At 59.8% G+C, this 18,921-nt stretch carries 18 protein-coding genes; 6 read left to right on the forward strand and 12 right to left on the reverse strand.

Features of this window, described 5'->3' with window-relative positions; all coding sequences use genetic code 11:
- Positions 1 to 92: 92 nt before the first annotated feature.
- From folK to dksA, 7 genes are all read right to left on the reverse strand, one after another.
- Positions 93 to 578, reverse strand: coding sequence for a 2-amino-4-hydroxy-6-hydroxymethyldihydropteridine diphosphokinase (folK, locus tag AC3WP4_RS17110; RefSeq protein ID WP_102616507.1), 486 nt, complete (start codon positions 576 to 578; stop codon positions 93 to 95).
- Positions 579 to 581: 3 nt separating this feature from the next.
- Positions 582 to 1,982: a polynucleotide adenylyltransferase PcnB gene (locus tag AC3WP4_RS17115; protein ID WP_074870944.1), complete on the reverse strand. Its 1,401-nt coding sequence runs from the start codon at positions 1,980 to 1,982 to the stop codon at positions 582 to 584.
- 873 nt (positions 1,983 to 2,855) lie between these two features.
- Positions 2,856 to 4,292, reverse strand: a complete 1,437-nt coding sequence (locus AC3WP4_RS17120; protein WP_102616506.1) for a sigma-54-dependent transcriptional regulator — start codon at positions 4,290 to 4,292, stop codon at positions 2,856 to 2,858.
- A 22-nt stretch (positions 4,293 to 4,314) separates the two neighbouring features.
- Positions 4,315 to 7,269: a sensor histidine kinase gene (locus AC3WP4_RS17125; protein ID WP_162493952.1), complete on the reverse strand. Its 2,955-nt coding sequence runs from the start codon at positions 7,267 to 7,269 to the stop codon at positions 4,315 to 4,317.
- Entirely contained in the window at positions 7,253 to 7,429 is a 177-nt protein-coding gene (locus AC3WP4_RS17130) for a hypothetical protein (RefSeq protein WP_003176118.1), read from the reverse strand. Before AC3WP4_RS17130 ends, AC3WP4_RS17125 begins: the two co-directional genes overlap by 17 nt.
- Positions 7,430 to 7,506: 77 nt before the next feature.
- Entirely contained in the window at positions 7,507 to 8,403 is an 897-nt protein-coding gene (gene gluQRS / locus AC3WP4_RS17135) for a tRNA glutamyl-Q(34) synthetase GluQRS (protein ID WP_102616505.1), read from the reverse strand.
- Positions 8,404 to 8,601: 198 nt separating this feature from the next.
- Entirely contained in the window at positions 8,602 to 9,042 is a 441-nt protein-coding gene (gene dksA / locus AC3WP4_RS17140) for an RNA polymerase-binding protein DksA (protein ID WP_007902025.1), read from the reverse strand.
- Between the two features lie 331 nt (positions 9,043 to 9,373).
- Here dksA and AC3WP4_RS17145 point away from each other — a divergent pair, with 331 nt between their 5' ends.
- Positions 9,374 to 10,546, forward strand: a complete 1,173-nt coding sequence (locus tag AC3WP4_RS17145; RefSeq protein WP_074870938.1) for a pyridoxal phosphate-dependent aminotransferase — start codon at positions 9,374 to 9,376, stop codon at positions 10,544 to 10,546.
- Positions 10,546 to 11,259, forward strand: coding sequence for a DNA/RNA nuclease SfsA (gene sfsA, locus AC3WP4_RS17150; RefSeq protein WP_074870936.1), 714 nt, complete (start codon positions 10,546 to 10,548; stop codon positions 11,257 to 11,259). The genes AC3WP4_RS17145 and sfsA overlap by 1 nt, the downstream gene beginning before the upstream one ends.
- Here the strand turns inward: sfsA and AC3WP4_RS17155 are convergent.
- Positions 11,256 to 11,573 (reverse strand): Rieske (2Fe-2S) protein, encoded by a 318-nt coding sequence (locus AC3WP4_RS17155; RefSeq protein ID WP_102616504.1) that lies wholly within the window; start codon positions 11,571 to 11,573, stop codon positions 11,256 to 11,258. The genes sfsA and AC3WP4_RS17155 overlap by 4 nt on opposite strands.
- A gap of 166 nt (positions 11,574 to 11,739) precedes the next feature.
- Here AC3WP4_RS17155 and AC3WP4_RS17160 point away from each other — a divergent pair, with 166 nt between their 5' ends.
- From AC3WP4_RS17160 to AC3WP4_RS17175, 4 genes are read left to right on the forward strand one after another with little or no spacing between them, the layout of a single operon-like run.
- A complete protein-coding gene (locus AC3WP4_RS17160; RefSeq protein ID WP_102616503.1) occupies positions 11,740 to 12,612 on the forward strand; it encodes a heme/hemin ABC transporter substrate-binding protein in 873 nt (290 codons plus the stop codon).
- Positions 12,613 to 12,662: 50 nt separating this feature from the next.
- On the forward strand, positions 12,663 to 13,646 hold the full coding sequence (locus AC3WP4_RS17165) for a FecCD family ABC transporter permease (protein WP_173860491.1): 984 nt from the start codon (positions 12,663 to 12,665) through the stop codon (positions 13,644 to 13,646).
- Positions 13,646 to 14,413 carry a heme ABC transporter ATP-binding protein gene (locus AC3WP4_RS17170; RefSeq protein ID WP_102616502.1) on the forward strand — a complete coding sequence of 256 codons (768 nt, stop codon included), beginning with the start codon at positions 13,646 to 13,648 and terminating at the stop codon, positions 14,411 to 14,413. The genes AC3WP4_RS17165 and AC3WP4_RS17170 overlap by 1 nt, the downstream gene beginning before the upstream one ends.
- 21 nt (positions 14,414 to 14,434) lie before the next feature.
- Positions 14,435 to 15,286 (forward strand): ChaN family lipoprotein, encoded by an 852-nt coding sequence (locus AC3WP4_RS17175; RefSeq protein WP_102616501.1) that lies wholly within the window; start codon positions 14,435 to 14,437, stop codon positions 15,284 to 15,286.
- Between the two features lie 223 nt (positions 15,287 to 15,509).
- On the opposite strand, the gene AC3WP4_RS17180 is transcribed toward AC3WP4_RS17175, so the two are convergent.
- From AC3WP4_RS17180 to AC3WP4_RS17195, 4 genes are all read right to left on the reverse strand, one after another.
- Positions 15,510 to 16,319: a Crp/Fnr family transcriptional regulator gene (locus tag AC3WP4_RS17180; RefSeq protein ID WP_102616500.1), complete on the reverse strand. Its 810-nt coding sequence runs from the start codon at positions 16,317 to 16,319 to the stop codon at positions 15,510 to 15,512.
- Between the two features lie 15 nt (positions 16,320 to 16,334).
- Positions 16,335 to 16,607, reverse strand: a complete 273-nt coding sequence (locus AC3WP4_RS17185) for a TfoX/Sxy family protein (protein ID WP_003228231.1) — start codon at positions 16,605 to 16,607, stop codon at positions 16,335 to 16,337.
- Positions 16,608 to 16,852: 245 nt separating this feature from the next.
- The gene (locus AC3WP4_RS17190) at positions 16,853 to 17,197 is read right to left on the reverse strand and encodes a pentapeptide repeat-containing protein (protein ID WP_074870926.1); all 345 of its coding nucleotides are present in this window, start codon (positions 17,195 to 17,197) and stop codon (positions 16,853 to 16,855) included.
- Positions 17,198 to 17,288: 91 nt separating this feature from the next.
- A complete protein-coding gene (locus AC3WP4_RS17195; RefSeq protein WP_102616499.1) occupies positions 17,289 to 18,845 on the reverse strand; it encodes a bifunctional aminoglycoside phosphotransferase/ATP-binding protein in 1,557 nt (518 codons plus the stop codon).
- Positions 18,846 to 18,921 lie beyond the last annotated feature (76 nt).

Below are 18,921 nucleotides of genomic sequence, written 5' to 3' on the forward strand. Positions count from 1 at the left end.
GAGCCTGCTCGCGATGGCGTCCTGACAGTCAACATCTTCGGTGAATGTTAAGTCGCTATCGCGAGCAGGCTCACTCCCACAGGGGATTCGCATTAATTCGGAGAGAGGCGTTCCAGGCCGACGAACGGGCAGGCAGCGAGCAGTTCACTGAGGTTGCGGCCATCAGCCAGACGCAAATCCGCAGGCGCCAGTTCGGCCAGCGGATAGAGAACGAAAGCGCGTTCCTGCATATGGTAGTGAGGCACCTTGAGGCGAGGTTCGTCGATCAGCCGATCACCGAACAGTACGATGTCGAGATCCAGCGTACGTGGCCCCCAACGTTCAAGGCGCTCGCGGCCCTGTCCGTTTTCGATGGCTTGCAGCGCATCAAGCAGTTCCAGCGGCGCGAGCGTGCTGTCGAGGGCGGCAACCGCGTTGGTGTAACGCGGTTGGCCGGGTAGCAGGGAGTCGCTCTGATAAAACCCGGAAACCCCGATCAGTTCGGTCTGCGGCAACTGCGCCAGCGCCTCGACCGCGCTGCGCAATTGTTCGGCGGGGTCAGCCAGATTGCTGCCCATGCCGATGTAGATGCGTTCCATGGATTACTCGCCCGTAGCGCTCGGTGCGCCGACGGTGCGTTTGCGCTTGGCGCCACCGCTGCGGCGACGCTTGCGTGGGGCGCCGGTGCCGTCATCCTTGCCGCTGAGGTCGCGGATCATGTCGCGACGTTCGCTGTCATTGGCGTCCTGATAATCCGTCCACCATTCGCCCAGGCCGTCGGTCTGCTCGCCGGCGCTTTCGCGCAGCAGCAGGAAGTCGTAACCGGCACGGAACCGCGGGTTGTCCAGCAACAGGTCGGCACGCTTGCCGCTGCGGCGTGGCAGACGCTCTTGCATGTCCCAGATCTCGCGGATCGGCATGGTGAAGCGCTTCGGAATCGCGATGCGCTGGCACTGTTCGGCAATCAGTTCATGGGCGGCTTCCTGCATCGCAGGAATCGGCGGCATGCCACGTTCTTGCAGGCGCAGTACGCGAGCAGGAAGGGCAGGCCACAGCAGCGCAGCAAACAGGAACGCCGGGGTCACCGGTTTGTTCTGCTTGATCCGCAGGTCGGTGTTGATCAACGCATCGCTGATCAGCGTGTGGGTGTAGGTCGGGTTGTATTCCAGCGCCTCGGCACTGGCCGGGAACAGTGGATCGAATAGCTGCAGGTCGACCAGCATCTCGAAGGTGTCCGCGGCATGGCCGGAGAGGAACAGCTTGAGTACTTCTTCGAACAGGCGGGCCGATGGGATCTCGCGCAGCATCGGCGCCAGCTCACGGATTGGCACGGCGCTGTGTTTTTCGATGCCGAAATTCAGCTTGGCGGCGAAACGCACGGCTCGCAGCATCCGTACCGGATCTTCCTGGTAGCGTTGCTTCGGGTCGCCGATCAGGCGGATCAGGTGATTGCGGATGTCGTGTACGCCGTTGGCGTAATCGAGGATGCGCTCGCTGACCGGATCGTAATACAAGGCGTTGATGGTGAAGTCGCGGCGTTGCGCGTCTTCTTCCAGCGTGCCATAGACGTTATCGCGCAGGATGCGCCCGCTCTCGTTGCGGGAAGACTGGTTGCTGTCTTCCTCTTCATCGTTTTGCGGGTGATTGGCGCGGAAGGTCGCGACTTCAATGATTTCGCGGCCAAAGTGAATGTGCACCAGCTTGAAGCGGCGACCGATGATCCGCGCGTTGCGGAATTCGGCCCGCACCTGTTCAGGTGTGGCACTGGTGGCGACGTCGAAGTCTTTTGGCGTGATGCCGAGCAGCATGTCACGCACGCAGCCGCCGACCAGGTAAGCCTGATAACCGGCGTTCTGCAGGCGTTCGACAATGTTCACCGCGTAGCGACTGAATTGGGCCTTTTGCAGCGAATGTTGGCCGCTGTTGAGCACTTCAGGCGTACTGCGAATGTGTTGCGTATGACGCTTGGGAGAACGGAATGACTGGAACAGCTTCTTCAGCATGGGATGCACTGTTTGAAGGAATGTTCGGCCAAAACGAAGAATGACCGCATGATGGGCGGGGATTCTAGCATTTAGTCGGGGGATGGTGTAGGAAGCTGCGCAAGCGCTTGAAGCAGGGGCTGGTACGCCTGGGACTGTAGCAGCTGTCGAGCAGCGCGAGGCTGCGTTCGACTGCGAAGCAGTCGTCAAACCAGAGATTGGGGAGTGTCAGAAGAAATCGGTTGCCTGTATTGCGACTGCTCCGCAGTCGAACGCAGCCTCGCGCTGCTCGGCAGCTGCTACAGGGGCGTGAATGCCGAATCGCAGAAACTACAAGGGGAGCCGAAGCTCCCCAAGAAAGTAGTTGCATGCTCTATTTTTATTTTTGATTCGGGCTTTTTGTTTTTGTTAAGTGCCCTCGCCATGAAGTTTTTCCTTCATGACCCTCCCAATCGGGAGCCAAGAGCAAACGGATTGCTTTGGTCGCTGTGTTGCAGTGATCTTGCGATCCAACCAGTTCAGGCTCTGTCTTGTGACAGTTTTTGTTGTTCTCGGCCTGGTCGTGGGGCAAGCCCCAAATACAACGCCTCTCCAAAAGAATCAGTTAGCTACGCCTCTCGCCGTCTTGTTTTTATTGTGCGTGAGTCGATACGTCTTATTTTTATTGTCTTGTGCATTGCTTGTTATTGTTCTTGTACCAAACATATAGCAGGGTGCGTGCCAACTTTTACGAAGCCCAGTAAAACAAGGGGTTAGGCCGGGTGATGAGGTTTTCAGAGGCCAAAAAAAACCGGGGCTTCGTTACCGTAAGCCCCGGCTTCTGTTACGTGAAAAAGGTGAGGTAACAGTTTTTTCACCTTGTCACGTGTTACCCGCACATCAGACAGGTGACGTTCAGCTCTCGCTGGCCACCCCGGTCTTGCGCCGCGGAATGCCCAGACGCTGGCGGCGTTCCCACAGGCATTTACGACTGACACCGAGTTTGCGTGCCAACTCGGTCTCGGTCATGTGGTCCTGATGCTCGAGAACGAAGTGCTGGAAGTAATCTTCCAGTGACAGGTCTTCGGTCGGCTCATGGCTGTTGTTACCGGCGGCGCTGCCCTGTTGTGGGGGCAGGCCGATGAAGTCGTCATCGTCCAGATCGCTCAGTTCGATATCGATCCCCAGCAGCTCGGCGGAAATCTCCGGGCTCTCGCACAGGATGACCGCACGTTCTACGGCGTTTTCCAGTTCCCGAACGTTACCCGGCCAGGAGTAGTGACGAATGGCTTGCTCGGCATCCGGGGCGAACTTCAGGTCGGTGCGGTTGACTCGCGCGCTCTGTCGCGCCAGGAAGGCGGTGGCAATTTCGTTGACGTCGGCGCCACGCTCGCGCAGCGCCGGCAGTTTCAGGGCGATCACGTGAAGGCGGTAGTACAAGTCTTCACGGAACTGGCCGATCTTCGCCAGGCTCTTGAGGTCCCGGTGGGTCGCGGCGATCAGGCGCACATCGACTTTCTGGGACTGCACCGAACCCACACGCCGAATTTCACCTTCCTGCAGCACGCGCAGCAGGCGGGCCTGGGCTTCCAGTGGCAGTTCGCCGATTTCGTCGAGGAACAAGGTGCCGCCGTCGGCCGCTTCTACCAGGCCGGCACGCCCGGCGCTGGCGCCAGTGAACGCGCCTTTTTCGTGGCCGAACAGTTCGGACTCGATGAGGCTTTCCGGGATGGCTGCGCAGTTCACCGAAATCATCGGCGCCTTGGCGCGTTTGGACAGGTTGTGCAGGGCACGCGCCACCAGTTCTTTACCGGTGCCGGATTCGCCCTGGATCAGGACATTGGAATCGGTTGGCGCGACTTTGCGGATCTTGCTGTACAGATCCTGCATCGGCGGGCAGGAGCCGATGATGCCGATTTCGCCGTTGTTGTTGCTGGCGCCCGGTTTCGTGGCGCCATTGCCGGCTTTGCCGACGACCGGTTCACCGCTGGCTTGCACCGCTTGACGGTCACGCAGGATGCGCGCGACGGCTTGCAGCATTTCATCGTGATCGAAAGGCTTGGCGATGTAATCCACCGCGCCCATCTTCATCGAATCAACGGCCGAACGCAGGCTGGCGTAGCTGGTCATGATCAGCACCGGAGTGCCCTGGCCGAGTTTGATCAACTCGGTGCCAGGCGCGCCTGGCAGGCGCAGGTCGCTGACGATCAGGTCAAATGTGGGGATGCTGAAACGCTCTTGTGCTTCCTGCACGGATCCGGCTTCGCTGACCTGGTACTGGTTACGTTCCAGCAGACGGCGCAAGGCGGAGCGGATAATTGTTTCGTCTTCGACGATCAAAATGTGCGGCATTGATTCGATACTCTCGACGGTCTCAGTTCACAGCGGACGTCGCTTCGACATGACGCGGCAAAGTTACCCGGATACGGGTGCCGCGTTGGCTTTGAACATCAGCCGGGCTGTCGATGGTGATTTGTCCATAATGCTCTTCAACGATGGAATAGACCAGTGCAAGGCCCAGACCGGTGCCTTCGCCAGGATCCTTGGTGGTGAAGAAAGGTTCGAACAATCTATCCATGATGTTCTGCGGAATACCGCTGCCTTCGTCTTCCACGATCAGGTCGACCGTGTGTTCGCCGGCTTCGCTTTTGACCCGCACCGCACTGCCGGGAGGCGAGGCGTCGCGGGCGTTTGAGAGCAGGTTGATCAGTACCTGTGCAAGCCGCTGCGGGTCGCCTTCGACCCAGTGGTCGGGATCGCACAGGTTGTAGAACTGCACTTCGAAATTGCGCCGGTTCAGGGCAAGCAAACCGATGGCATCCTGGGCCACTTCGGCCAGACAGACGGGCTCGTCGTTGTGCTGATGACTGCCGGCATGGGCGAAGCTCATCAGCGACTGAACGATGCGCGACACGCGTTTGGTCTGCTCCAGGATCTGCCCGCTGATTTCCTTCAGTTCGCTGTCTTCTTCACGTTCTTCGCGCAGGTTCTGCGCCAGGCAGGCGATACCCGTGATCGGGTTGCCGATTTCATGGGCCACCCCGGCGGCGAGTCGGCCGATGCTGGCCAGGCGCTCGGAGTGCACCAGTTTGTCTTCGAGCATCTGGGTTTCGGTCAGGTCTTCTACCAGCAACACCAAACCGCTGTTACCCGGTGCGAGCGGTTCATCGATCGCGGCTTTGTGCAGGTTCAGCCAGCGCGTCTGGCCGTCGAGGGCCAGGTGCTGTTTGTGCAAATGCTCGTCCGGCAGATTGATGAAGCCTTGCAGCAGCTCTTTCCATGGATCGGCAATGGTGCTCAGGCGCGAACCGACCACACGCTGTGCGGCAATCCCGGTGAGTTCCTCCATGGCTTTGTTCCACATGAGGATTTCCTGATCCTTGGCCAGCGAACAGACGCCCATCGGCAATTCCTGCAGGGTCTGGCGGTGATAGCGGCGCAGGGCATCGAGTTCGGCGGCAAGCCCGGTCAGGCGCGAGTGGTAATCCTCGAGACGACTTTCGATGAAGTGGATGTCTTCGGTGACATAGTTTTCGCCGCCGGCCTTGTAAGGCAGGAATGTTTCGACCATGTCCTGAGCCACACTCGGCCCCATCAGGCCGGAAAGGTTGGCTTCGATGCGGTCGCGCAAGCGGCGCAAGGCGTAAGGCCGGCGCTCATCGAAAGGCAGATAGAGGTCGCGCAGGGCCTGTTCGACTTCTTTCTGCGCTGCCTTGGCGCCCAAGGGTTTGGCAAGCTGTGTGGCGAATTCCTGGGGTGAGGCGGCGTGCAATTCGCGACGTTGCGGCCGGCGCACGTTGTCCACAGCGCAGGCTTCCGCGGCGCTGGCCTCTTCGCTGCTGGCGTTGGTGAACAGTGAGATCAGGGTGAACATCAGCACGTTGGCCGCCAGCGAGGCGATCGCCGCCATGTGCCAACTGGTGTCGTCGAGCACGTAGATCATGTTCAGCAGCGGTATGTAGAAGCCTTGCAGGTTGCCGACCAGCGGCAGCAGCATGGTCACCAGCCACACCAGAATCCCCGCGAGCAAACCGGCGATGAAACCACGGCGGTTGGCGGTCGGCCAGTACAGTACCGACAGCACGCCCGGCAGGAACTGCAGGGTGGCGACGAAGGCGACGATCCCGAGATTCGCCAGGTCCTGTTCCGCACCCAGCATCAGGTAGAAACCGTAACCGGCCATGATGATCGCGACGATCAGCCCCCGGCGGGTCCACTTCAGCCAGCGGTAGATATTGCCTTCGGCGGGCGGCTGATAGAGCGGCAGCACCAAATGGTTCAGGGCCATCCCGGACAGGGCCAGGGTGGTGACGATGATCAAACCGCTGGCCGCCGACAATCCGCCGATATAAGCCAATAGCGCCAAAGCCTTGCTATTGGCGGCGATGCCGATACCCAGCGTGAAGTATTCCGGGTTGGTGGTGGCGCCGAGTTTCAGCCCGGCCCAGAGAATCAGCGGTACCGCCAGGCTCATCAACAGCAGGAACAGCGGCAAGCCCCAGCTCGCACTGACCAGCGAGCGCGGGTTGAGGTTTTCGGTAAACGTCATGTGGTACATGTGCGGCATCACAATCGCCGAAGCGAAGAACACCAGCAGCAACGTGCGCCATGGGCCTTCCTGCAACGGCGTGTGCAAAGCGGCGAGGGCGGTCTGGTTTTGCAGCAGCCACAGTTCCAGCTGTTGCGGGCCGTCGAACACGCCGTACAGCGCATAGAGGCCAACGCCGCCGATGGCGATCAACTTGATCACCGATTCAAAAGCAATCGCAAACACCAGGCCTTCGTGTTTCTCGCGAGTGGCGATGTGGCGCGAGCCGAAGAAAATCGTGAACAGCGTAATCAGTGCGCAGAAGCTCAGGGCCACGCGATGCTGCACCGGCTCGCGGGTGAGGATGCCGATGGAGTCGGCCACCGCCTGGATCTGCAACGCCAGCAGCGGCAGCACGCCGATCAGCATGAAGATCGTCGTCAGGGCTCCGGCCCAGGTACTGCGAAAACGGAAGGCGAACAGATCGGCCAGCGACGACAGCTGATAGGTGCGAGTGATTTTCAGGATCGGGTACAAAAGCACCGGTGCCAGCAGAAACGCGCCGGAGACGCCCAGATAACTGGACAAAAATCCGTAGCCGTATTGATAGGCCAGACCCACCGTGCCGTAAAACGCCCACGCACTGGCATAGACGCCCAGCGACAAGGTGTACGTCAGCGGGTGGCGAATGATCGCCCGGGGAATCATGCCCCGTTCGCTGACCCAGGCTACGCCGAACAGCACCGCCAGGTAGGCGGCGCTGATCAGGATCATCTGGGTCAGGCTAAAGCTCATCGGCATCTTTTTGGCTCTGCAGGATGAAGGTCACGACAATCAGAATCAGCCAGAGCAGATAAGGGCGATACCAGGCGCCAGTGGCGTCGATCCACCAATCCATGATGGCCGGGGAGAACAGATAAATCCCCACTACCAGGAGCAGGACCAAGCGATAGATGTACATCCCGGCCTCTCTTTTTTATGCACGTGCCCGAAAACGTGCGGCGATGGTAACGGATGGGCGCGCCACTGCAAGTGTGATCACTGTAGTTGTGCTTCGGGCAGGTTGAGTGTGCGCGGGATCAACCCTGCATCCCAGTGGGCGATGCCCCAGTTCAACACCTCCCGTGGGGTGGCGTAAGCCAGTTCGGCACCGGGGTTGTGCCCCAGCGCGCGCAACGCACGCAGCAACAAGGGGGTTGCCTGATCTTCGGTCAACGGCGGCGAACGATAGGACTTGCCGAGCTTGTTGCCATCGGGCTGGGTGATCAGCGGGATATGCAGGTAGCGTGGTTCCGGCAGGCCAAGCAGTTCTTGCAAGTAGAGCTGGCGCGGTGTGGAGTCGAGCAGGTCGGCGCCGCGGACGATATCGGTAACGCCTTGCCAGGCGTCGTCCAGCACCACCGCCAATTGATAGGCGTAGAGGCCGTCGCGGCGACGAATCACGAAATCTCCGACTTCCCGGCCCAGGTGTTGGCGGTATTCACCTTGCACCCGGTCGATGAAGTGATATTCCAGCTCGGGGACACGCAGGCGAATCGCCGCATCTTTAGTGTCATGACCGGCGTTGCGGCAAAAGCCCGGGTAAATCCCGTGATACGGCTCCAATTGTTTACGCGAGCAAGTACAAGCGTACGCCAGGCCGTGATTGAACAGGCGATTGAGGACTTCGGCGTAGGCATCGTGCCGGTCACTCTGTCGGACCATTTCACCATCCCACTCGAACCCGTAGCTTTCCAGGGCGTTGAGAATCGCCGCTTGAGCGCCGGGCTCTTCCCGTGGCGGATCGAGATCCTCCATGCGCATCAGCCAACGGCCACCCACGGAGCGGGCGTCGAGGTACGAGGCCAGCGCTGCGACCAGCGAACCGAAATGCAGATGGCCACTGGGCGTGGGGGCGAAGCGCCCGATATAGGGGGTGGAGGTCGTGGCGGTCATGGACGAATGTTACATCTCTGGTCGTGCGCGAGTCCCAGTGGGAGTGAGCCTGCTCGCGATAGCGGTTTCACATACAACACATTCATTGACTGACACACCGCAATCGCGAGCAGGCTCGCTCCCACATTTTAGTTCTGGGGCAAATGTCAGAAACAAAAACGGAGCGTTCGCACGCTCCGTTTTTCGTTCAAGTCGTGATTACTTGCCGACTTGCTTTTCCTTGATTTCCGCCAGGGTCTTGCAGTCAACGCACATGTCGGCGGTAGGGCGGGCTTCCAGTCGCTTGACGCCGATTTCGACGCCGCAGGACTCGCACCAGCCATATTCTTCGTCTTCGATCAGTTGCAGCGTCTTGTCGATCTTTTTGATCAACTTGCGCTCGCGGTCGCGGGCACGCAGCTCGAGGCTGAATTCTTCTTCCTGGCTGGCACGGTCTGCCGGGTCCGGGAAGTTGGCCGCTTCGTCTTTCATGTGATCAACCGTACGGTCGACTTCCTGCATCAAGTCCTGTTTCCACTTATTCAGGATCTTGGTGAAGTGAGCGCGCATGGGCTTGCCCATGTATTCCTCGCCCTTCACTTCTTTGTAGGGTTCGAAACCGCTGATCGACTGGTTTTGCTGCTTTGCTTGGGTGGGCATGAAATGGACCGCCTCTACTCTTGTAATCCATTGCGCAGGATTGCTCCATCACCGACACCTGCCGGCCCTGCGGCTGCAAGCGGGCGAACTTACCAGATCAAATCGGACCGCGCTACTCCCGGATGTCGAGGTAGTGGCCCGCAGTGCTTGCAAATGATTGCAAAGCCTTGTCTGGTGGCGCTGGAGACCTGATCAATTATTGATTTTAGTCAAACCTGAGACACACGCTCGAGTCGTTTGAGAACAGCGTTATATCGGTCTGACCGCTTTAGGTTCTCGCTCGTTCCTGCGCTTGGGTAGAATTGGTTTTTTTCCCGTTGAAGGAAGGCTAATGGCTCAGTCCTACAGTGCCCGCAGTCGCGCGATCGAACCTTTCCATGTCATGGCGCTGCTCGCGCGGGCCAATGAACTGCAAGCCGCGGGTCACGACGTGATCCACCTGGAAATCGGCGAACCCGACTTCACCACTGCCGAGCCGATCATTCAGGCCGGTCAGGCCGCGTTGACGGCGGGGAAGACCCGTTACACCGCCGCGCGCGGCATTCCCGAGCTGCGTGAGGCGATTTCCGGCTTTTATCAGCAACGTTACGGTTTGAACATCGATCCGCAGCGAATCCTCATCACGCCCGGCGGTTCCGGTGCGCTGCTGTTGGCCAGCGCCTTGTTGGTGGATCCGGGCAAGCATTGGCTGCTGGCGGACCCGGGATACCCGTGCAACCGGCACTTTCTGCGGTTGGTGGAAGGCGCGGCGCAGCTTGTCCCGGTAGGCCCGGACGTGCGCTATCAGCTGACGCCGGACCTGATTGCCCGCCACTGGGACCACGACAGCGTTGGCGCCCTGGTGGCTTCGCCAGCCAATCCGACCGGGACGATCCTGACCCGCGACGAGCTGGCAGGCCTGTCTGCTGCAATCAAGGCGCGTCACGGGCATCTGGTGGTGGACGAGATCTATCACGGCCTGACCTACGGCACCGATGCGGCCAGCGTGCTGGAAGTCGATGACAGTGCCTTCGTCCTGAATAGTTTTTCCAAATATTTCGGCATGACCGGATGGCGCCTCGGTTGGCTGGTGGCGCCGGAAGCGGCGGTCGGGGAGCTGGAGAAACTCGCGCAGAACCTTTATATCAGCGCCCCGAGCATGGCTCAGCACGCTGCTCTGGCCTGCTTCGAACCGGCCACGATCAGCATTCTGGAAGAACGTCGCGCCGAATTCGGCCGTCGTCGGGATTTCCTCCTGCCAGCCCTGCGAGAGTTGGGCTTTGGGATCGCCGTTGAGCCTGAGGGCGCGTTCTACTTGTATGCCGATATCAGCAAGTTCGGCGGCGATGCCTTCGCGTTCTGCCGACATTTCCTCGAAACCGAACACGTGGCGATTACTCCGGGTCTGGACTTCGGGCGTTACCAGGCCGGCCATCATGTGCGGTTTGCCTACACCCAAAGTCTTGTGCGCCTACAAGAAGCGGTCGAGCGGATTGCGCGCGGCTTGAAGAGCTGGCAAGGCTGATGCGTTTTCATCCTCCCCTCGAAGAAGGCCGTTTGATTCGCCGTTACAAGCGTTTTCTTGCCGATATCGAAACCGTTAGCGGCGAGTTGTTGACCATTCACTGCCCCAACACTGGCTCGATGCTCAATTGCCAGGTCGAAGGCGGGCAGGTCTGGTTCAGCCGTTCCAATGACCCCAAGCGCAAGTTACCCGGTACCTGGGAAGTCGGCGAAACCCCGCAGGGGCGCTTGTTTTGCGTGAACACCGGGCGGGCCAACGGCTTGATCGAAGAAGCATTGCGAGCCGGCGTCATCACCGAACTCAACGGCTTTACTGAGCTGAAGCGTGAAGTGGCCTACGGTCAGGAAAGCAGTCGTATCGATTTCCGCCTCGATTACCCGAGCGGGCCGGCGTATGTCGAAGTCAAAAGTGTCACCCTGGGCTTCGACGGCTCACTGGTAGCGGCATTTCCCGATGCGGTGACCCAGCGCGGGGCCAAGCATTTGCGCGAATTGGCGCATTTGGCTCGGGATGGAATCCGTGCCGTGCAGCTCTATTGCGTCAATCTCACCGGCATCGACGCCGTGCGTCCGGCACAAGAAATCGATTCGGCCTACGCCGCAGCTTTGCTGGAGGCGGTGGCATGCGGAGTCGAAGTGTTGGCTTATGGCGTGCGGTTGACCCACGAAGAAATGGTGGTCGATCGGCGTCTGGAGGTGTTGCTCAACGGCTAAAGACTGACCCAGATTCCTTGCTCGTCTTCGCGGCAGGCGACGGTGGTCAGGGATTGCCCGGCGCAAGGGCCGGCGACGCATTCCCCGTCTTCGATCAGGAAAAGTGCGCCGTGGGTCGCGCACTGGATCAGGCTGTTGCTGGGGTCGAGAAACTGGTCGGGTTTCCATTCCAGCCCCACGCCACGGTGCGGGCAGCGATTGATGTAGACGTAAACCTCGCCGCCTCGGCGCACGGCAAAAAGCTTCTGGCCGTCGATGTCGAAACCGCGACTGCTGGCATCGGCCAGCTCAACGCCTGCGCAAAGAAACTTCATGTCTATCCTCAAGTCCGGCAGCTCGTGACTGGATATGTCCGAGCTTGACGTTCAAATGCAAACAATTATCAAATGGCCGCCTTGCCCTTCGGGTGCAGAGGCCAGGCGCCAAGGATACGTGGCCTGTCATCTCGATGCCCGGGAAAACCCTTAAAGGAAGCTGTTTATGCGCCTGAGTACCCGCGTTGCTGCGCTCTGTGTCGGACTCCTCGTCAGCCATCACGTTGCAGCGGCCGAGTTGCCACAACGTTGGGTCAGTGCCGGGGGCGCTTTATCGGAATGGATCAGCGCGCTGGGCGGTGAATCGAAACTGGTCGGTGTCGACACCACCAGCCAGTACCCGGAATCGCTCAAGGCATTGCCAAGCATCGGGTATCAGCGGCAATTGTCGGCGGAGGGCATCTTGAGCTTACGCCCGCAAATACTGGTCGGCACCGAGGAAACGGGACCGCCACCGGTACTTTCGCAGGTTCGCAGCGCGGGTGTGCAGGTCGAACTGTTTTCGGCCCAGCCGGATCTATCGACGTTGCAGGGCAATTTGCAGCGTCTGGGCAAATTGCTCGGCGCTGAAGATCAGGCTTCACAAGTGTTTCAGACTTATCAACAGCAACTCGATCAGCAAAAGATCCGGGTCACTCAGGCACAGGTGAAAGAAAAATCGCCGGGCGTGCTGTTGTTGCTTGGTCACGCGGGCGGCAAACCGCTCATCGCCGGAAAGGACACCGCCGCCGATTGGTTGCTGCAACAGGCCGGTGGGCACAATCTGGCCACGCATAGCGGCTATAAACCCTTTTCTGTCGAATCCCTGGTCAGCCTGGATCCCGAGGTGCTGGTGTTTGCCGATCGCGCACTGACCGGTGATGCGGCCCGTGCGGCGTTGTTCAAGGAGAACCCGATCCTGTCCTCGACCCGCGCGGCCAAGGACGGGCGAGTCATGGAGCTTGATCCGACGTTGTTGGTCGGGGGCTTGGGGCCGCGGTTACCCGATGCGATGAAAAAACTGTCTGACGCCTTTTACCCCGGCACGGCCGGCCAATGACCATCCTGGTTAAACCCCGTGCTTTGTTCACTGGCCTGATCCTGCTGTGTTTGCTGGCCATCTGGTTGTCATTGGCGCTTGGGCCGGTGAGCTTGCCGTTGTTCGACACCTTGCGTGCAGCCCTGCGCCTGGTGGGCGTACCGATCGCCCCCGACGGGCTGGAACAGGCTGAGCTGATCCTCGGGCAGATTCGCTTGCCGCGAACCTTGTTGGGCCTGGCCGTGGGCGGGGTGTTGGCATTGTCCGGTGTGGCGATGCAGGGGTTGTTTCGTAATCCTTTGGCCGATCCGGGGCTGGTCGGCGTCTCCAGCGGTGCGGCATTGGGCGCGGCCATCGCGATCGTCGGTGGTTCTGTGTTCGGCGGTCTGCCTGAATCCTTCGGGCCGTATCTGTTATCGCTGTGCGCGTTTCTCGGCGGACTTGGCGTGACTGCATTGGTGTATCGCCTGGGCCGGCGCAACGGGCAGACCCATGTCGCGACCATGCTCCTGGCCGGTATAGCGTTGACAGCGCTGGCCGGTTCCGCCGTGGGGCTGTTCACTTATCTGGCGGATGACGCGACGCTGCGCACCCTGACGTTCTGGAACCTGGGCAGCCTCAATGGCGCCAGCTATTCGCGACTCTGGCCGTTACTGCTGATCAGTGCCGGCGTAGCGCTGTGGCTACCGCGCCGGGCCAAGGCCTTGAATGCGTTGTTGCTGGGTGAGTCGGAGGCGGGTCACCTGGGGATCGATGTCGAACGGCTCAAGCGCGAGTTGGTGTTTTGCACGGCGTTGGGTGTCGGTGCTGCGGTGGCCGCGGCGGGGATGATCGGGTTTGTGGGTCTGGTGGTACCGCATCTGGTGCGACTGCTGGCCGGGCCGGATCATCGTGTGCTGTTGCCAGCGTCGGTATTGGCCGGTGCCAGTCTTTTGTTATTTGCCGATCTGGTGGCGAGACTGGCCCTGGCGCCGGCGGAATTGCCGATCGGGATCGTCACGGCTTTCATCGGTGCGCCGTTCTTTCTGTATTTATTGGTCAGGGGGCGTGCCTGATGTTGCGAACGCAAAATCTGCAAATCCGTCGCGGCCGAAAGGTTGTCCTGACGGACATCACGCTTGAGCTCAAGCCGGGCGAAGTTCTCGGCGTGCTGGGGCCGAATGGCGCTGGCAAAAGCACTTTGCTCGGCGCCTTGTGCGGCGAGTTGCGGGCTCATCAGGGCAGCGTCTGGCTCGATGAGCGCGAACTGAGCGATTGGACGGGGACGTCGCGAGCGCAGCGTTTGGCGGTATTGCCGCAGGTGTCGACCCTGGACTTCGCCTTTCGTGTAGAAGAGGTGGTCGGCATGGGCCGCTTGCCCCATCAAAGCGGTCGGGTCCGCGATGACGAAATCGTCGCCGCCGCATTGCACGCTGCCGATGCCGGGCATCTGAGTGGCCGCAGCTATCTGGCCTTGTCCGGTGGCGAGCGTCAGCGGGTGCATCTGGCGCGGGTTCTGGCGCAGCTCTGGCCGGGCGAAGCAGGGCAAACGTTGTTGCTCGATGAGCCAACGTCGATGCTCGACCCGCTTCATCAGCACACCACGTTGCAAGCCGTGCGCGAGTTCGCCAACAGAGGCGCGGCGGTACTGGTGATCCTGCATGATCTGAACCTGGCAGCGCGTTATTGTGATCGCCTGTTACTGCTCGAAGGCGGGCGCCCGGTAGCGCTCGATACACCGGCGCAGGTGTTGCGCCCGGAGCCACTCAAGGCCGTGTTCGGGCTGGAAGTGCTGGTGCAGCAGCACCCGGAGCGTGGGCATCCGCTGATCATCGCCCGCTGAGTTTTTTAATGGAGTGAAAACATGCGTGGGATTTTGATGCTGGCCTTGCTGTTGCTGAGTGCCTGTCAGCATGTTTCGACTGCGCCACCGGTTGTCGGCGAGATCCGGGACTTGCGCAGCGGTCAGACCCTCACAGCAGAGGAACTGGTTGAGCGGTTGGAGATGCCCTCGAGGCTGATCGTGGGCGAACAACATGACAATCGCGATCACCATGAATTGCAGCTGTGGTTACTGCAGTCGCTGGGTGAGCGGCGAGCTCAAGGCAGTCTGCTGCTGGAAATGCTCACGCCGGATCAACAGCCGCGTGTCGATGACGTTCGTCATGCCTCGACACCGCCAGCGGATTTGCCCGGTGCCTTGGCCTGGCAGGCGGGGTGGGAGTGGAATCTGTACGGGCCGATCGTTCGCTTCGCGCTATCCCAGCCATACCCGCTGCTGGCAGCCAATCTGGACCCGCCCGAAGTCCGTGCCGTTTACGCCAGCCCTGTGACATTGAGTGGTTCGCGCTCCAACGCCGCTTCAGTCAAGGAAGCGTTGCTCAAGGAAGTCAGCGACTCCCATTGTGGCCTGCTGCCGACATCGCAGATGCCGGCGATGCTGGCGGTCCAGCAGCAACGTGACCGACGGATGGCTGAACGCCTGTTGGCAGCGCCCACGCCTTCACTGCTGCTTGCCGGCGCTTACCATGCGCGCAAGGATGTCGGCGTGCCGGTTCATGTTCTTGATCTGGGGGAGCCCCAGGCGCCTGCGGTGTTGATGCTGGCGGAGCAGGGGAGCGAGGTCACACCGGCGATGGCGGATTACGTCTGGTACACGCCTGCCATGCCACCCCAGGATTACTGTGCGCAAATGCGTAAGCAATTTGGCAAGTGATCGAACACCTTTTCTCCAGGCAAAAAAAGACCCGGCAAGAGCCGGGTCAAATAACCGTGATTAGCCTGATGAGGAGATATCTGAGAGTCCGAACCAAGGGCTTTTCAAATATCGACCAGTCTCGCGACCGGATGTGGTAATCATAGCGATTCTCATTACCATGTCAACAGCTGATTTCTGAATGCTTTGAAATGCGCTGACTGTTTGCTGGAAACCTCCGTAATCATTGGGTTTCAGCCTGCGGGGTTAGTGAACTCAGCTGAATGATCTGCTCGTTCAGCAGGTCGATACGTCGGGCCATGCTCTCGATCAGGCTGTGGGCGATCTTCGGATTGCTTTGGGTCAGGCTGAGAAACTGGTCTTTGGGGATCAGCATGACAGTGCTGGCTTCGCTGGTGATCACGCTGGCGTTACGCTTCTCGCCAGTGAACACCGCCATCGCGCCAAAAATCTCGTCCTTGGGTATATCGCCGACTTTGTGCCCGTCGACAAAGGCTTCGGCGTGGCCATCAATGAGGACGAACACCTGATCCGGTTCATCGCCCTGACGGATCAATACTTCGCCAATGGCCACGCGCTGAAAACCATTGGTGCTTCGAAACTCGGGCTTTTTCAGGCGGACGACAGCGTCGGACAGCAGAACGGCCTGACCGGTCATGTATTGAAGAAACAACTCCGAACGCTCCAGGTCGGCATAGATATGTTGAAAAAACTCGGATCGCAGGTACGGCATCAGTGCCAAAGGGCTATCGCTGCGGAAGCGGCAACGCGGCAGCTCGGTGCCCTGACGCAAGCCGATCAAATCGCCCTCGTGCAGATAGAACAATGCCCGATCATCGATGGATCCATGCAGCAGGCCATTTTCCAGCATAAAAAGTTGATTGCCGGGTAACAGGACGCCCAGATCATCGACGGCCGCAAATTCCAGGCTTGGCCCGCAAGGCATCAAACCTTCCAGCAGCCGGACAGGAATATGTTGCAGTCGGTTGATCAGCGCGTCGGCGTAAGCCGGTTGTTCCCCAAGTAGGTACATGGCAGCTGCGTCCGTTCAGTTCTTGTGACGTGACGAAATAGCTTCCAGCTGTTTGTTCAGGGCGTCCTTGCGCTCGGCGGGAATGTCATTCCAGTGCACATCCATCAGGGCACCTTCGATGGCATACAACAACACCTTGGATGCCCGAAACCCGCGCGTGCGCACGGCCCGATAAGCATCCACCGCCCCCAGGCGACGCAAGTCCGAGGCGCTGTGAATGCCCACGGCATGTAGCCACTGCGCCGACGTCTTGCCAAGATTCTTCAGGTGCTGCAGTTCATCATTCATCAAGCCTCCTTGCGACGGCCGAACGGTGCGTGGGCGAGCTTCTCAGGAGTGTAGCCATCAGTAGGAAAAGCGTGATTGTTTGGTCGGTTTCGACGCAAAAGCTTCTAAGAAGCGAAGTCTTGAAGCTGCGTGAAAGTCCGCGAGCGCGGTAGGAAGAGAGGGCGGTGGAATCAGGGTTTCGGGCAAAACATGCCCAGCGTTCAGCGCGTTGCGGGGGCGCCGAACGGGTCAGTTAAAAGTCGCTTTTAGCGGGTGCGATAACGCAGGCGTGTACCGAAATTCATCGACATCAGGATCTCGTCAGCACTCAGTTCTGGCGGGAAGTAGGCGCCGGAGATCTGTGCGTGAGCCAGGCTCGCGCCTTCCAGGGAAGCGTTGCGAAAGTCGATGCCGCGCAAGTCGGCGGAACGGAAATAGGCATCGGTAAAGTCGATGCCGTCGGCGTTCAGTTCACGCAGGTCCAGCCCCCGGAAATCGCCACCGACCATGTCGACAGGTCCTTCTTTCGGGCGCTCGTTGTTGAAGCCAGTGATGTCGTCTTTGTGCAGCAAAGCATAAAGCGGGGTATCGAGAAGTTTCGGCTGGCTCATGTCAGATCACCTGTTGGTTTTATGACGCCAGTATAGTGCCACTATTTGGCAGCCGTGAAGCCGGCGAAGGCTTCACGGCTGAAATAGTTTCTTACAGGCCCGGCAGGCGCTGGCGAATCTGTGCAACGACTGTGTCCAGGGTTCCGCTTTCATTGGTCTGAACGCGTTTACTGCAGAGAATCTCTTCTGGCGTCAGAGCCTCACGAGTGGCCTGTTGGGCTTCGATAACCGCCAGGGTGGCGTCGGATGGATCCTTTTTGTCTGCCTGACGCAGGGCCAGCCAGCTCTCGATCACCGCTTGCGGCGCATTGCAATCGAGGATCAGGAAGGGCGCGCCGGTGGCTTCGGCGATTTTTGCTGCGCCGTCACGCTGGTCGCGTTTTAGGTATGTCGCATCGATTACCACGGGGAAGCCTGCCCGCAGGATCACCGAGGCGATTTCATGCAGTCGGGTATAAGTGGCGGCAGTGGCGTCGGCGCTATAGATGCCGGCCTGAGGGTCGTTTGCCACGGTTTGCTCGCCGAACAGACGTTTGCGCTCTACATCGGAACGCAGGCGAATGGCGCCCAACGCTTCCACCAGGCGCATGGCCACGTGGCTTTTGCCGACGGCAGAAACACCGTGGGTGATGGCCATGAAGCGCGAAGGAATGGTGCTGTAGCTTTCCGCCAGGTTGGCGTAATTGCGGTACTGGCGCAGGGTGGTGGCTCGCTGCACCGGGGCGGCTTCAGCCGGCATGCTGAACAGGCTGACCTTGGCGCGAACCAGTGAGCGATAGGCTTTATAGAAGTTCAGCAACTCAAGGCCCTGGTAATCGCCGGTCAATTCCAGGTATTGGCTGATGAAGCGACGCGCCAGGCTCTTCAGGCCGCGGTCTTCCAGATCCATCGCCAGGAAGCCGGTGTCGGCATAAACGTCGGTAAAGCGGAACGGTTCGTTGAACTCGATGCAGTCGAAGATCACGACCTTACCGTCGATCACGGTGGCGTTGCCCAGGTGGATGTCACCGTGGCATTCGCGGATGAAACCGTCGGCCTTGCGCTGGGCGAACAGTGGCTTGAGGCGTTCGAAGCTGCTTTCGGCCCAGGCTTGCAGCGCATCCAGTTGCAGCAGATCGGCCTTGTCGCTGAGGAACGGGCGGATCTGTTCGAAGTTCTGGCGTACCGGTGCCATCACGCTGTCCGGCGTACCGGCTTCGTGTTCGGCAGGCACTTTCGGTGCGTTGAGGTGGAATTGGGCAATCTGCGCGGCCATCTCGTCGATGTGCGCCGTGGTCAATTCACCATTGGCTTGTAGGGTGCTGAGTAACCCGCTCTGTGGGAATTGACGCATTTTCAGTGCGTAATCGACGACCGGACCCTCGCCGCCCAGTTGTGGGGCTTCGGCGCTGCCGGTGATTGGCAATACTTCGAGGTACAAATCGTTGGTCAGGCGCTGGTTAAGACGCAGCTCTTCCGCGCAAAAATGCTTGCGAGCGTCGAGGTTGGTGAAGTCGAGAAAGCCGAAATTCACCGGCTTCTTCACTTTATAAGCAAACGGGCCGGTGAGGATGACCCAGGAAATATGGGTTTCGATGACCTGGAACCCGTCTACGGGATGCGGGTAGAGGGCCGGGTTTTGCAGGGCGGCGATCAGGGACTGGCTCACAGGCGATCCTTCAAAGTCTGGGGAAAATTCACGGTCGCCATTATGGCCGCAAGTCCGTCTGACGCAAACCTCGGAG

It is taken from the genome of Pseudomonas sp. FW305-20, from assembly GCF_058788075.1.